Raw genomic sequence first — 15,020 nt, forward strand, 5'->3', positions numbered from 1 at the left:
GGGATCACCACAGTTTTTCTAGCGCTCGATAACGACGTCCTCGACCGGAACGGTATCGTGCCACCTTCGTCACTCTGCTCGCGGGGAAGCAGAGACCGCCCGGCCGGTAGTGTGGACGCTCGTGACGAGGCTTGCCGCAGACCGCAGAGTGCTCGGCATCCTGGGCCTGGTGGCGGCGCTCGTCGTCGCAGCTCTCGTGGTGCCGCATCCGACGATCGCTCAGATCCGGGAGTGGTCCGAATCCGTGCACGGTCCGACACTTGTCCTGGCGTTCTTCGCCGTCCACGCCCTGGTCACGATCGCCCCGATTCCGCGCACGGTGTTCACCCTCAGCGCCGGCGTGCTGTTCGGCAGTGCCGTCGGCATCGGCGTGACGGTCGCCGCCTCCACGGTCAGCGCCGTCCTCGCGTTCCTGCTCGTGCGGGCCGTCGGACGCAAGGCCGTGGAATCGCGTCTCACGCACCCGGCGGCGAAAGCGATCGATCTGCGGCTGGCACGCCGCGGATGGCTCGCGGTCGGCTCCCTGCGGTTGATCGCCGCCGCCCCGTTCTTCGTCGTGAACTGTTGCTGCGCGGTCTCGGCGGTCCGTCTCGTCCCCTACACACTCGCGACGGTCGTGGGCATCCTGCCGGGCACCGTGGCGGTCGTGCTCCTCGGCGATGCCCTGACCGGGCAGACCGATCCGCGGCTGATGGTGATCACCGGGGTGTGCATCGTGCTCGGTCTCGCCGGACTGCTGCTCGAGGCCCGGCTCCCCGAGCCCGCCGGTTCGGCGCTCGACGCCGTCGTCGATCCGGATCAGGACCCGGCGTCGAGATAGTCGGCCAGAATCGGGCCGAGGACGGCGAGCGCGACCGGGGTCATCATCTCCAGATGGTCGCAGTCGATCGTGTGCTCGGTGATCGTGCCGGACACCCACGGCCGCCACAGGGCCGGTGACGCACCGTCGTCCGTGCCGAGCGATCGCGCCGCGGCGACGAACAGCAGGTCGCCGTCGAAACATCGCAGGTCGAGCGTCGGCGCGGCCCGATGGACGTGCGCATAGGCCGTGAGGATCCGCTCCAGGTCGGCGGTGGACAGTCCGGTCTCGTGCCCGAGACTGCGGTTCACCGCGTCGAGCAGCTGCTCGGAGGTCATCTCGTCCGGCGTCGCGTGGGGCAGTTCGATGCCCAGTCCCGCCAGCAGCTCCGCGTGGGTGTGGGCACGCCGTTCGCGTTCGAGCGGGTAGTAGTCGAGGACGACCAGGTCGACGGTCTCCCCCGCGGCACGCAGTTCGACACCCATGTGGTGGGCGATCAGTCCGCCCTGGGACCAGCCGAGCACGGTGTAGGGACCTTGCGGTTGCACGGCCCGCAGCTCCTCGACGTAACGATGTGCCAGTTGGGCGGGTGTCGCGTCGAGGGGTCCGCCCGAGAGGTATGGCAGTTGCAGCCCGTACACCGGCCGATCCGGCAGGTGGCGCAGCAGTCCCGCGTACACCCAGGACAAGCCGATCGCGGGATGTACGCAGAACACCGGTGGGCGGTGACCGTGCCCTCGCAGGGGGATCAGCACATCGAACATGCCGGTCGCCGGAGCAGTGGTCGTGGTCGGCTCGTCGAGGCGGTCCGCAAGACCGGCCGGTGTGGGGTCGAGGAAGACCAGGGACAACGGAACTTCCCGGCCCAGCTCGCTGCGCAGCTTCGATGCCACGGCGGTCGCGGCGAGCGAGTTGCCGCCGAGGTCGAAGAAGTTGTCGTCGATCCCGATCCGGTCGCGTTCGAGGACGGAGGCGAACGCGCGGGCCACGGCACCTTCAGTCGGTGTGCGCGGCGACCGGTAGGCAGCCCCGACCGGCGCGGCCGCCGGTAACGCCGACCTGTCCACCTTCCCGCTCGGGGTGACGGGCAGGCCCGGTAGCACGACGATCACCGACGGGACCATGTATCGCGGCAGCCGGGTGGCCGCGAAATGCAGGATCTCGGGCGCCTCGATCGGAACGGTCCCGATGGGCACCACGTATCCGACGAGCCGGTCGCCGCTGCCGTCGTCACGCACCACGACCACCGCCTGGGCGACGGCCGGATGCCGGAGCAGTGCCGCCTCGACCTCCTCGAGCTCGATTCGCAGACCGCGCAGCTGGATCTGGAAGTCACTGCGCCCGACGTACACGGGCTCGGCGTCCGCCGCGGTGCGGGTCCAGCGCATCAGATCCCCGGTGCGGTACATCCGGTGCCCAGGTGCGCCGAGGGGGTCGGCGACGAAACGCGTCGCGGTCAGGCCGGGTTGTCCCGCATACCCTCGCGCCAGACCCGGTCCGGCGAGGTACAGCTCCCCTACCACGCCGCCGGCCACGGGTTGCAGGTACGAGTCCAGCAGGTACTCGTCGAAACCGGGCATCGGCGGTCCCACGGTGGGATTCTCGCCGGGGACGAGCGGATCGAGCAGGTTCGACATCACCGTGGCCTCGCTCGGACCGTAGCCGTTGACCATGTGACGACCCCGGGCCCACGTCTCCACCAGGGACGGCGGGCACGCCTCACCCCCGACGCTCACGAAGGTCAGGGCCGGTAGCGCGTCCCGATCCAGCGTCGCCAGCACCGCGGGTGTGGTGTACAGGTGCGTGATGTCCTCGTCGGCGAGCACACGCTCGAGGTCGTCACCGGCGGCGATGCCGGGTGGCACCACGACGAGCCGCGCCCCGGCCGAGAACGCGACGATCGTCTCCAGCAACGAGGCATCGAACACCGGCAGCATCGCCTGCGCGACACGCGACTCGCGGTCGGCGACCGTCGAGAGCCGATCGACCAGCTCGGCGATACCGCGATGCGTCACGGTCACCGCCTTCGGCGTGCCCGTCGATCCGGACGTGAAGATCACGTACGCCGTGTTGTCGGCGCGCACCGGCGTGCGGCGGTTGATATCCGGCACCGGCGTTGCCGGCGCACCGTCGAGGTCGATGTCCCGGACGGGCACGACGGATACGTCGTCGGGCACCGCCGGTTCGGGTCCGTCGACGAGCACGCAGAGCGGTGTCACCGTCCGGATCATCGCGGTGACGCGGTCGCGGGGTTGGTCGGGGTCGGCGGGCACGTAGACGGCACCGGCGCGGACGACGGCGAGCATCGCGACGACCCGCAGGAACGATCGCCGGATCGCCACCACGACGGTGGTCTCCGGTGCTGCTCCGCGGGAGACGAGCAGATGTGCGAGCCGCTCGACCCGCTCGTCCAGCTCCGCGTAGGTCCACTGCCTACCCGCGTCGACGACGGCGACGGACTCCGGGGACCGTGACATCCAGTCGTCGAGGATCTCCGTCCACGTCCGTGAAGGGGCGGTGCCGGGAGTGGACACGACCGGCACCTCGTCCCCGAACAGGCGGAGGCGGCCGAGCGGCACCTCCGGCCGGTCGACGACGGCCTCGAGGACCTGGGCGACCTGCGACACGATCGCCTCGCAGGTCGCCCCGTCGAACAGGTCCGGGCGGTAGCTCAGTCGCAGCCGCAGCGCGTCGTCGACGTGTGCGATGAGGGTCAGCGGATAGTGGCCGGAGTCGTGTCCGGTGACCTCGCGCACCTGCATGCCCGCGATGTCGACCGCGTCGGACAGAGCCGCACGGTCGACCGGATACGACTCGAACACCGTCAGGGTGTCGAACCCGGCGGCGGGCCCGGCGACCTGCTGGATCTCCGTGAGGCCGAGGTGATGCCGGTCGAGCAGTGCGGTCTGTTCGGCTCGGATCCGCTCGACGAGCGTTGTGAGGGTCTCGTACGGGTCGAGCCGGACCCGCACAGGAACCGTGTTGACGAACAGGCCGATCATCTCCTCGACCCCGTCGACCTCCGCGGGCCGCCCGGAGACGGTCGATCCGAACACGACGTCGCGCTGCGAGGTGAGCTTCGCCAGCACGATCCCCCACGCGACCTGCACCACCGTGCCGACGGTGAGTCCGTGGTCCCGGACGAAGGCCTCCAGGCGCCGGGTGTCCGCAGGGTCGAGCGCCCGTGTGGTCTCCTCGGACAGGGCCTGCACGGAGGACTGCTCGGCGTCCGGGGCGACCAGCGTGGGCCGATCCGGACCGGCCAGGTACCGCGACCAGGCGTCGCGGGCGGGCGCCGGGTCCTGCTGCACGAGCCACCGCACGTAGTCCCGGTAGGGACGTACCGGCGGGAGAACCCCGGTGTCCGCCTCGGTGCCGTACAGCACGAGGAGTTCCTTCAGCAGCAGCGGCGCCGACCAGCCGTCGAGCAGGATGTGGTGGTTGGTGAACACCAGCCGGTGATCGTCCGGTCCCATCCTGATCAGGCTCAGGCGCACCAGCGGTCCGTGCGCCGTGTCGAAACGCTGCGTCCGGTCCTCGGTCTGCAGTCGGACCAGTGCCGCCACACGATCCTCGGGGTCCAGATCGCTCAGATCCCTCTCACACAGCGGCATTTCGACCGACTCCTGCACGACCTGCACGGGCGGGGACTCCCCGTCGAAGACGAAGTTCACCCGCAGATTCGGATGCCGCGCCGCCAGGGCGGCCACCGCCCGCCGGAGGCGTCGCGGATCAACGACACCGCCCAGGTGCAGGGTCAGTTGCACCGTGTACGCGTCGATCGAATCGTTCCGGAGGGCATGGAACAGGAAGCCGGTCTGCAAGGGAGTGAGAGGCCACACGTCCTCGAGGCCGGGATAACGGCGCTCGAGCTCGTCGAGGCGTTCCTGGCTCAACGGGACCAGCGGCAGATCCGACGGGGTGTGCCCTCCCGCGCCCGGTTCGGCGACGTGCCGGGCGAGGCCGCTCAGCATGCGTCGCCACCGTTCGGCCAGATCCGACACCTCCGGGCGGGCGATGACCCCGGTCGCATAGGCGAGATCCGCGCGCAGCACCGGACCGTCAGCGGTGTCGACGACCATGGCGTTGACGGAGATCACCGCCGGTACCGGCTGAGCGGGATCGAGGCCACCGCCGAATTCGATGTCCGTGACGGCGTCCGGCAGCGTGCTCCGGCCGTGGAAGTTGAAGGCGAGCAGGGGTGCCGGCAGGGCTTCGAGCGCGGCGCGGCCCTCGTCGTCGAGATACCGCAGCATCCCGTATCCGATCCCGTGGTCGGGAACGGCACGCAGGTGTTCCTTGACGGTCTTGACCGCGGTTCCCGCTGCGGTGCCGCCGCGTTCCACGGCCTCCACGTCGATACCGGTCAGGTCCAGTCGCACCGGATAGGCCGCGGTGAACCATCCGACCGTCCGGGACAGATCGGCTCCCGGCACGACCTGCTCCTCCCGGCCGTGCCCTTCCAACGCCACGAGCACCCGAGCGAGGTCGATCCCACGCTCGGCGCGCTGCGCGACGACGGCTCCGGCCAGGGCTGCGAGGAGACCGTCCACGATGCTCCCGTGGAAGGCCACCGGGAGGACGGTCAGCAGCGCGGTGGTCGTGGGGGCGGGAACCTCGACTGTGACGGTGTCGACGGTGGCCCCGACGTCGACCGCGGGGTCCAGCTCTCTGGCGCCGAGCAGCGCATCCGGACCCGACAGGGTCGAGATCCAGAACGGCAGTTCGGCCGCGCGCGTGCCGCGGCGGGTGACCTCGACGAGACCGTGCGCCCAGCGGCGCATCGAGGTGCCCGTCGGTGCGGGATCCGGGTCGAGTCCGTGTTCGAGTCGAGCCGCCGCAGCAGCGAGATCGCCCAGCAGGATTCGCCAGGAGACACCGTCGATCACGGCATGATGTGCCACGAGCAACAGCCGCGACGCGGGTCCCGCCTCGAATTGCACCGCCTGCAACATCACTCCCCTGCCGGGATCCAACCGTCCGGTCGCGGCAGCGTGCTCGGCGGCGGCGATCGCGGTGAATTCGGGCCCTGTGAGGTCGTCGACCCGGACGCGACGCAGGATCGACGACGCCGGGACGGATCCGATGGGCCGTGTCTCGAGATGCAGCTCGTCAGGCGTTCCGGGCTCCGCGTGGAGCCGCGCCCGCAGCATGTCGTGCCGATCCACGACCGCCTGCAGGGCCGCGAGAAGGTCGGCCTCGCGGAGTCGGTCCGGCAGCGGAACCGACACCGATTGGCAGAAGCCCGGATACGTTCGGCCACTCCCGACCAGCCACCGCAGTATCGGGGTGAGCGGAACGTCGCCGACGCCACCACCCGGCAGTTCCTCGAGCGTCAACTCGGCCGGTCCGGCCAGGGTGACCGCCGCGGCGAGCGCTGCAACGGTCTTGTGTTCGAACACATCTCGGGGCGAGAGCACCAGTCCCTCAGCTTTGGCCCGCGCGACCAGCTGGATCGACATGATCGAATCGCCGCCGAGAGCGAAGAACGAATCCTGCGTACCCACCCGGTCGACGCCGAGCACGTCGGCGAACACCCGAGCGAGAGCCCGTTCGGTGTCGGTGGTCGGTGCGATGTAGCTGTCGCTCCGCGTCGCGACCTCCGGGGCCGGCAGCGCGCGGCGGTCGAGTTTGCCGTGCACCGTCACCGGCAGGTCGGCCATGTGGACGAACGCGGCCGGAACCATGTAGTCGGGCAACCGCTCTCGGACGAAGCGACGGACGTCGTCGAGTCGCTCCTCTGCGGCGGGGTCGTTGACATAGCGGGCGAGGCTGCCGATGTCATCGGCCGGACGGTACACATCGGTCAGCGCTGCATCGGCCCTGTCGTCCGGGTCGTCGCGGAGGACGATCACCTCCATCGATCCCGGTTCCTGCGACCACGTCACGGCGACCCGGTAGCCGAGTTCGGCGCCGAGCAGATCGAAGTCCGCGGGATTGATGCTGTCCGATCGTGGCCGGGGGTCCGGTTCCGGTACGAGCGCGTGGCCGGGCATCGCATCGAGGGAGGTCGTCGCGGCGATCACGGACTGCAGGGCGGTGTGCGGTACGCCGGACACGCGCAGGGCGTCGGGACGGTCGGTCCGTAGGTGGTCGGCGAGCGCGGCGAGTGTTCCGAATCCCGCCCAGGACCGGCACGGAACATCGGCGAGCGACCTGGGTCCGGTACCGGTGTGCAGCACCACGCTGTAGCGGTACAAGCCGAGTTCGTTGGCCGCCCGCATCCGGCCGAGTTCGATGTCGACCCCGGTGACACCCGGCAGACGACCGGCCAGGCCGGTGAAGAACTCGGGGGCGAGCAGCAGTTCCCGTTCGGAGAGCGTCGCACGGCGGACGCGTTCGCGGATCGTGTCCGCGGTCTCGGTGCCGTCGGCACGGGCGAGTTCCACAGCGGCGGCGAAGTACGGCAGCAGCGCCTGGTTCCGGACATCGCCGAGATGGATCGATCCGCCGGGTGCGAGCAGCGGCAGGATCTTCCGGAGCACCTCGAGCAGATACGCCGCATCCGGGAAGTACTGGATCACAGAATTGAGCACGACGGTGTCGAAGTACCGCTGGGGCAACCCCTCGGTCGCGTGCGCCGGTTGCGTCCTCAACGTCACCCGATCGGCCCACGGCTGCGATCGCACGGCGGAGTGCAGCGTCTCGATCGTCGGGGCCGAGAAGTCCGTGCCCCAGTACTCGGCGCAGTCGGGGGCCAGTTCTCGGAGCAGGAGACCGGAGCCCACGCCGATCTCGAGCAGACGCCGGGGCCGGAGCCGCCGGACGGCCCGCACTGCGGCGTCGCGCCAGTCCCGCATCTGCTCGACCGGGATGGGCTGCCCGGTGTCGGTGGCGTTCCAACCCGCGAAGGCGCCGGTGTCGCCGCTGTCCTCGGGCGGCGGCGCGGAGTACACGTCGTCGTACAGTGCCCTCCACCGCTCGACGGTGCCGGTCGCGCGGGTCGGGTCGGCGAGCAGTGTCTGCTCCCGATCGAGCACCACATACGCGACCAGTCGTCCGGTCTCGTGGTGGCCCGGAGTCTCCCGCACGACCACGGCCGCGCGGGCCACCGCCGGATGCGCACCCAGGACCGCTTCGATCTCACCGGGCTCGACCCGGAAACCACGGACCTTGACCTGATCGTCGCAGCGGCCCACAAATTCCAGGTGCCCACCCGGGCCCTTGGCGCCGCTCGTCGAGCGGATCCACCGCACGACGTCGCCGGTGCGGTACATCCGCTCCCCCGGCCCGCCGAACGGAGATGCCACGAATCGTGCCGCGGTCGTGGCCGGACGACCTGGATATCCGCGGGAGACCCCGTCCCCGGCGATGTACAACTCGCCGGGGACACCGGGAGGCACCGGCAGCAGTCCGGCGTCGAGGACGAGGACCGCCACTCCCGGGATCGGCGTGCCGATCGGGACCGACGCGCGGTCTCCTCGGGCGAACGCGTCCTCGACGAGGTACATCGTCGCGCACACCGTCGTTTCCGTCGGTCCGTACGCGTTGACGAGCAGAGTCGAGGGATGCGATTCGTAAAAGCGGCGTGCGACCTCCGGGGACAGCACGTCACCGGCCGTGACCACCTGGTCCACACCGTCCCACACCCGCTCCGGAACGACGGCGGGGTCGGCGAGGGCGTGGAACAGCGGTGTCGGGACGAACATCGTCGTCACACCGTGTTCGGAGATCATCCGCGCGACCGTCGACGGATCGAGCAGACCGGGTGGCGCGAGCACCAGTTCGGTACCGCCGATCAGGGCGGGCCAGATCTCGTACACCGACGCGTCGAAACCCGGTGAGGACACCAGCGACATCCGGTGTCGCGGTCGCGAATCGGTCCATCCGTGTTCGACGAGGTGCACGAGGTTCCGGTGCGTGACGGCCACGCCCTTCGGGACACCCGTGGAACCGGACGTGTAGATCGTGTACGCGGTGTTCGACGGGTGCAGCGGCGCGATCCTGTCGAAGTCGGTGAGCGGTCGCGCATCGTCCGGCGGGGCGTGGGACGTCGGGCGGCCCGTCTCGTCGACGACCACGACGACGGCGGGGGTCGCATGTGAGGTGAATCGACTGTCGGTGACCAGCACGCGGGGCGCGGCGTCGGCGAGGACGAAGGCGGTGCGTTCGCTCGGATAGGCGGGGTCCAACGGCAGATAGGCGCCACCCGCCGCCGACACCGCGAGAAGAGCGACGACCAGTGCCGGGGACCGATCCAGGGCGACGACCACCACGGTCTCGGGCCCCACACCCAGTTCGACGAGCAGACGAGCCAGCCGGTTGGCCCGGGCGTCGACGTCGCGGTACGTCCATCGGCCGGCGACGCTGGTCAGCGCCGGTGCGTCCGGTGTCGCCGCCATCCGCTGGGCGAGCACCGCCGGAACCGTCCGGTCAGCAGTGGTGGCATCCGGACCGCTCCACGCGTCGAGGAGCAGGTCGCGCTCAGACCGATCGAGCAGGTCGACAGCGTCGACCCGCCGGTGCGGCGACCTCACGAGGGAGTCGAGGACACGGAGATACCGGTCCGCGAAGCGTTCGACGCTGTCGTGCTCGAACAGATCGCTCGCGTATTCGATGCTGCCGAGCATCCCGCCGTCCTCGGCGGACGCGCGCTCCGACACGCTGATGTACAGGTCGAACCGCGCGATGTCGGTCGCGACGGGCAGCATCTCGACGTGGATGTCCGGATGGTCCAGGCTCGGCAGCGGGTTGTTCTGCAATGCGAATGCGACCTGGAACAGCGGGTGATGGGCGGTCGAGCGCGCCGGGGCGAGCAGTTCCACCAACCGTTCGAAGGGCGCGTCCTGGTTCTCGTAGGCGGCCAGCGCCTTGGCCCGCACGCGGTCGAGGACATCGGCGAGCGTCCATCGTCCGGTGATGCCGTCCACGCGCAGCACCCAGGTGTTGACGAAGAATCCGACGAGATCGGCGAGAGCCTCGTCGGTCCGCCCGGCCACCGGACCACCGATCGTGATGTCGTCTCCCGCACCGAGCTTGTGCAGGAGCACCACGAGTGCCGACTGGAAGACCATCGACGCGGTGGCCCCGTGATCGGCCGCCAGGTCGTCCGCCGCGAGGCGCAGCTCCGCGGGGATCGTGAACTCCACCCGGCCACCGCGGAAGGACTGCACCGCGGGGCGGGGACGGTCGAGCGGAAGAGAAAGGCATTCCGGGACCTCGGCGAGTTCTTCTCGCCAGTAGGAGAACTGCCTGTGCAGGATGCTTCCCGTCTCGTCCTCGTCCCCCAGCACGTCCCGTTGCCACAGGGTGTAGTCGGCGTACTGCACCGGCAACGGATCCCACCGTGGTTCGGTCCCTGCCGACCGGGCCGCGTATGCCAGCAGCATGTCGCGCACCAGCGGCACCATCGACGCGCCGTCGCCGGCGATGTGGTGCAGCACGAGCACCAGCACGTGCTCGTCGGAACCGGTCCGCAGCAGTGTGGCCCGCACCGGAATCTCGGTGGACAGGTCGAAGGGCCGCCGCGCCTCGGCGCGCACGGCCGCGTGCTCCTCGTCGGCGGTCACTGCCCGCACAGGCAGCGACAATGAGGTCCGCTCGACCGGCAGGATGCGCTGAAAGGCGACTCCGTCGGATTCCTCGAAGACCGTGCGCAGGGACTCGTGGCGTGCCACGACATCGGCGAACGCCGCACTCATCGCGTCGATGTCCACCCGTCCTGTCAGGCGTGCCGCCATGGGGATGTTGTAGGTCGGCGACGGACCTTCGTAACGGTGGATGAACCACAACCGGGACTGCGCGTAGGACAACGGGATCCGGTCCGGCCGGCGTCGGGGTGTCAACGGCGTCCGGGCGACACCGCACTCCGCGAGACGCGGTGCCAACTCGGCGATCGTCGGTGCTTCGAAGAGCATCCTGATGGGTGCTTCGACGTGCAGCGCGGACCGGACCCCCGCCACGACACCGGTCGCCGACAGGGAATCACCTCCGAGTTCGAAGAAGTTGTCGTCGACACCGACCCGATCCGGGGACAGACGCAGAACGTCTGCGAAGACCCCCGTGAGAGTCCGTTCCAACCCCGTGCGCGGAGGACGATGGAGCACGCCCCGGCGGTCCGGGGCCGGCAGCGCGGCACGGTCCAGCTTGCCGTTGGCGGTGATCGGCATCGCCGCCAGCGGCACCACCACAGCCGGGACCATGAAATCCGGGAGTTCCGCCGCGAGCGCATCACGAATCGTCGAGGCATCCGAAACCGTTCCGGTGCGCGGCACCACGTACGCCACGACCCGGTCGGATCCGGTCTCGCGCCGGACCACCGCCGCGGCCTGCTCGACGTCGGGGTGGCGGAGCAGTGCTGCTTCCACTTCGCCGAGTTCGATGCGCCGCCCCCGCACCTTGACCTGCAGGTCGGCGCGCCCCGCGTAGATCAGCCGCAGATCCGAGGTGGCCGCTGCGCTGTCGTTCTCTGCGCTGTCGTCGTTCGTCGACCACCGCACGAGATCGCCGGTGCGGTACATCCGCGACCCCGCCGGCCCGAACGGGTCGGCGACGAACCGCGTCGCCGTCGTCCCCGGTCGCCGGTGGTATCCCCGTGCCAGGGCAGGTCCTGCCGGATACAGCTCGCCGATCACCCCGGGCGGCACCGGATTCAGGCGTGTGTCGAGCACGACGGACCGGAATCCGGGTCCGAGAGTGCCTGCGGTGACCGGTCTGCCGGGCACGAGGTCCTCCGACGCCATCTGCACGGTGATCTCGCTCGGCCCGTACCCGTTGACCATGCGGCGGCCCGGCGCCCATTTCTCCACGAGCCATGCCGGGCAGTCCTCACCGCCGACGCTCACGAAGGACAGGTCCTCGGGGACCGCCGGATCGATCGTTGCAAGGACCGCAGGAGTGGTGCAGAAGTGGGTGATCCGCTCGGCGCGCAACGCATGTGCGAGGTCGTCACCGGCGGACGCATCGGGCGGGCCGATCACCAGGTGCGCCGCCGAGCCGAACGCCACGAGCAACTCCAGTACCGCCAGGTCGAAGCTCGGGGATGTCCCGTGCCAGACCCGCGCGTCGTGGTCGGCGAGGGTGCGGGTGTGCGCGACGAGGTTCGACAGTCCCCGGTGGGTGACGACCACGCCTTTCGGCTGTCCCGTCGATCCGGAGGTGTAGATGAGGTAGGCGGGTTGATCCGAACGCGCGGGCGCGCACCGGTCCGTGTCGGTCACCGGAGACCCGGTGTATCGCGTCGTCTCCGTGACCACCTCCGGATCGTCGACCGCGGTCCACGGCACGGTGCCGGGAAGCAGGGACCGTTCGCCGGTAGTGGTGAGTCCGAGCACGGCGCCGCAGTCGCGCAGCATGTACTCGATCCGGACGGGCGGATAGGCGGGGTCCACCGGGACGAAGGCCGCGCCCGTCTTCGCCACGGCCCAGATCGAGACGATCGAGTCGACGGACCGGGCCATGCCGATCGCGACGAAACGTTCCGGTCCTGCGCCGCGCTCGACGAGCATGCGGGCCAGCCGATTCGATCGCTCGTCGAGTTCCCGGTAGTCGATCCGGGTCTCGCCGCACGACACTGCGGTGGCCGCGGGGGTGCGGAGTGCAGCGTCGGTGAGGATTTCCGGCAGCAGACGTTCGGTCACCGGCGGCGGACCCGTCACGGGAGCGAGTGCGGTCCGTTCGGCTGCGTCGAGCAGATCGATGTCGCCGACCCGTATCTCCGGATCCTCTTCGACGGCCAGGAGGATACGTTCCAGTCGGCGGGCGATGCGCTCGACGGTCGGCGCGGTGTAGACGTCAGTGGCGTATCGGATGCGGAGCACGTCCGTGGACGTCGACTCGCGCCCGGCACCGTCGCCGGATCGCGGACGCTCCAGATCGATACGCAGGCCGACGTCGCCGAGGACGGCGTTCTCCACCTCCCTGTCCGCATCGCCCCGTCCTTCGACGGTGACGCGGAAGAGTGGGGCGTGCGATCCGTTCCGTGTCGGCGCCAGCGCGTCGAGCAGTATCGCGGCAGGTATGTCGGCGTGTGCGAGAGCGTCCCGAGTCCCCCGGGAGATGTCCTCGAGGAGATCTCGGAACGGCTCGTCGAAACGCACTCGGGTGCGTAGGGGCAGGACCGTGCGAGCAGGAGCGGTACCGGCCGGGGCAGGGACACCGAGGACGACGTCGTCGGTACCACTCGACCTGGCGACGAGGATCGCGGTGGCAGCCTGCAGGATCGGGACACGATCGTCAGCACATTCGGTACTCGCCCGACGCAGTCCGCTACCGAGGGGATGGACGAACTGCGCCCACGCCGAAGCAGATCCCGCGTTGCCCGCCCGTCCACAGGCAGGTGCCTGCGTGGACGGTGACAGTGCGGGCGGGGTAGGTGCACCGGCCAGAAGGTGCCGCCAGTGATCGAGCACGGTGTTCCGCCGGTAGCGAGGTGCGGCCGCTCCGGCGCTCGGCGGGTGGATCGAACCGACCGGCGTTCGAGGGTCGGCTGCAACGAACTGCTCGAGGATCTCCGTGAAACAGATGCACTGCGCCTGTATCTCGTTCTCCTCATATCGGTTCGGATTCGCCCGGAATTCGATCACGGTGCCGGCCGGCACACTGCGGCGGTGGACGGTGATCAGCCGGTCCCCGACGGGCCCGCGCGACAGGACATGTGGTGTTCCCACGATGTCGCCCAGTACGGGTTGCTGATCGAACAGCATGACGTTGACCAGGGGGACCGAGAAGCGGGACACCGGTTCGGATGTCGCCCGGCGGATGTCGTCGAGTCCGCACGCCTGGTGTCGGAGGGCTCCGACGAGCTCGACCTGCATCCGCCGGACGAGATCCTCGACGGGTTCGCTCGGATCCACCCGGATCCGCAGGGGAACCACGTTGACGAGCATTCCGGCGGACCGGCGCAGCTCGGCCGTCGTCCGCGCCGACACCGGGATGTTCACGAGCACGTCGTACCGTCCCGACCGCCGCGAGAAGAAACAGGCGGCGGCCGCGAGTACCACTGCGGCCGAGGAGGCGTCCCGCATCGCCGGGGACCCCGACAGGTAGACGTCCGCAGTGTCCGACAGATCCGTCTCCGCCGTGAGGGTCCGGACCGCCGGGGGCACCTCCGTGGTGTCGACGTGGGGCAGGTCGCGGATCCGCTCGCTCCAGTACTCACGGTCCGCGACGAATCGGCTCGACGCGCGATACTGCCGGTCCTTCTCGTACAACGTCCGCAGATCCGCCGGCGGCTTGTCCGGCGTCGACACCCCGTCCTGGCCGGAACTCCGGGAGGCGAGTGCCGTGGAATAGAGTTCGGCTCCTCTGCGAACGATGATCATCGCTCCGAACCCGTCGAGCGCGATGTGGTGAGCCTTGACGTACACGAGGTAACTGGCATCACCTGTGCGCAGAACCACGATGCGGCACAACCGGTCCGCCATCAGGTCGACGGGTGCTTCCACATCCCGCCGGAGCCACTCCTCGGCCACCCCCCGCGGATCGGATTCGGCACGGAGATCGACGACCTCGGTGGGGACATCGAGGTCCCGGTCGACGACCTGGTACGGACGGCCGTCCACGTCGACGAGGCGCAGGAGGACGGTCTCGAACTCCCGCCCAGCGGTCGTCGACGCCCACTTCAGCAGCTCGAGATCGAGTTCTCCACGGAACTCCACGTATTGGGCGATGACGAAAGGGACTTCGGGTACAAGTTGCTGGGCGAGCCAGATACCGTATTGGGCCGGAGTCAGCGGAAACGCACCCGCGCGCCCGTCGTCGGAGTTCTGCGCGGTGCCTACGACGGGAGTGGCCACAGCGCCCCCTTCACGAGGATGTGTGCAGCGGCAGCGGCGAACGGGAGCGCCTCGTCGAGCCCGATGCCATCGAGCATCGGGCACAGCTCGCGAGTGGGAACGACCGAGTCGGCACGTTGCTTCGAAAATGTATGCGTCAGCGTAGGACGGGGACAGGGTTGCTGCAATGCTGTGCAGCAGAACGAGATCGAGATGCGACCAGGACATGCCGCAGAGGACGACGCTCACACATCCCGACATTCGGCATTTTCACGCCATAAACCTTGGGTTTGTTTGATGGGATGGATAGAAACCTTCCGTCCGCGCTATGCTCGTTTTACAAACTTAGAATGCAAAACTTTCGGTAAACTCCGGACGAAGGGGAATTCACGCCCGGCCCGACGGTCGCACAAGCACGGGATCCGTGTGAACGGACGATGCACGAGGCCGGACCGGTGCAATCGATCGTGTTGCACTGCAGCAATTTCCACTTCTCGCATGTCTGC

The 15,020-nt window shown here is 69.4% G+C and carries 2 protein-coding genes; one reads left to right on the top strand and one right to left on the bottom strand.

The features are described from left to right. Positions 1-148 precede the first annotated feature (148 nt). On the top strand, positions 149-820 hold the full coding sequence (locus ACLBYD_RS08610) for a TVP38/TMEM64 family protein (protein ID WP_447816226.1): 672 nt from the start codon (positions 149-151) through the stop codon (positions 818-820). Here ACLBYD_RS08610 and ACLBYD_RS08615 read toward each other — a convergent pair. Beyond that, positions 799-14,535 (bottom strand): amino acid adenylation domain-containing protein, encoded by a 13,737-nt coding sequence (locus tag ACLBYD_RS08615; protein WP_447816099.1) that lies wholly within the window; start codon positions 14,533-14,535, stop codon positions 799-801. The two genes, ACLBYD_RS08610 and ACLBYD_RS08615, sit on opposite strands and share 22 nt — an antisense overlap. Between the last annotated feature and the right edge of the window lie 485 nt (positions 14,536-15,020).

The sequence above is a fragment of the Rhodococcus sp. C26F genome (assembly GCF_053345925.1).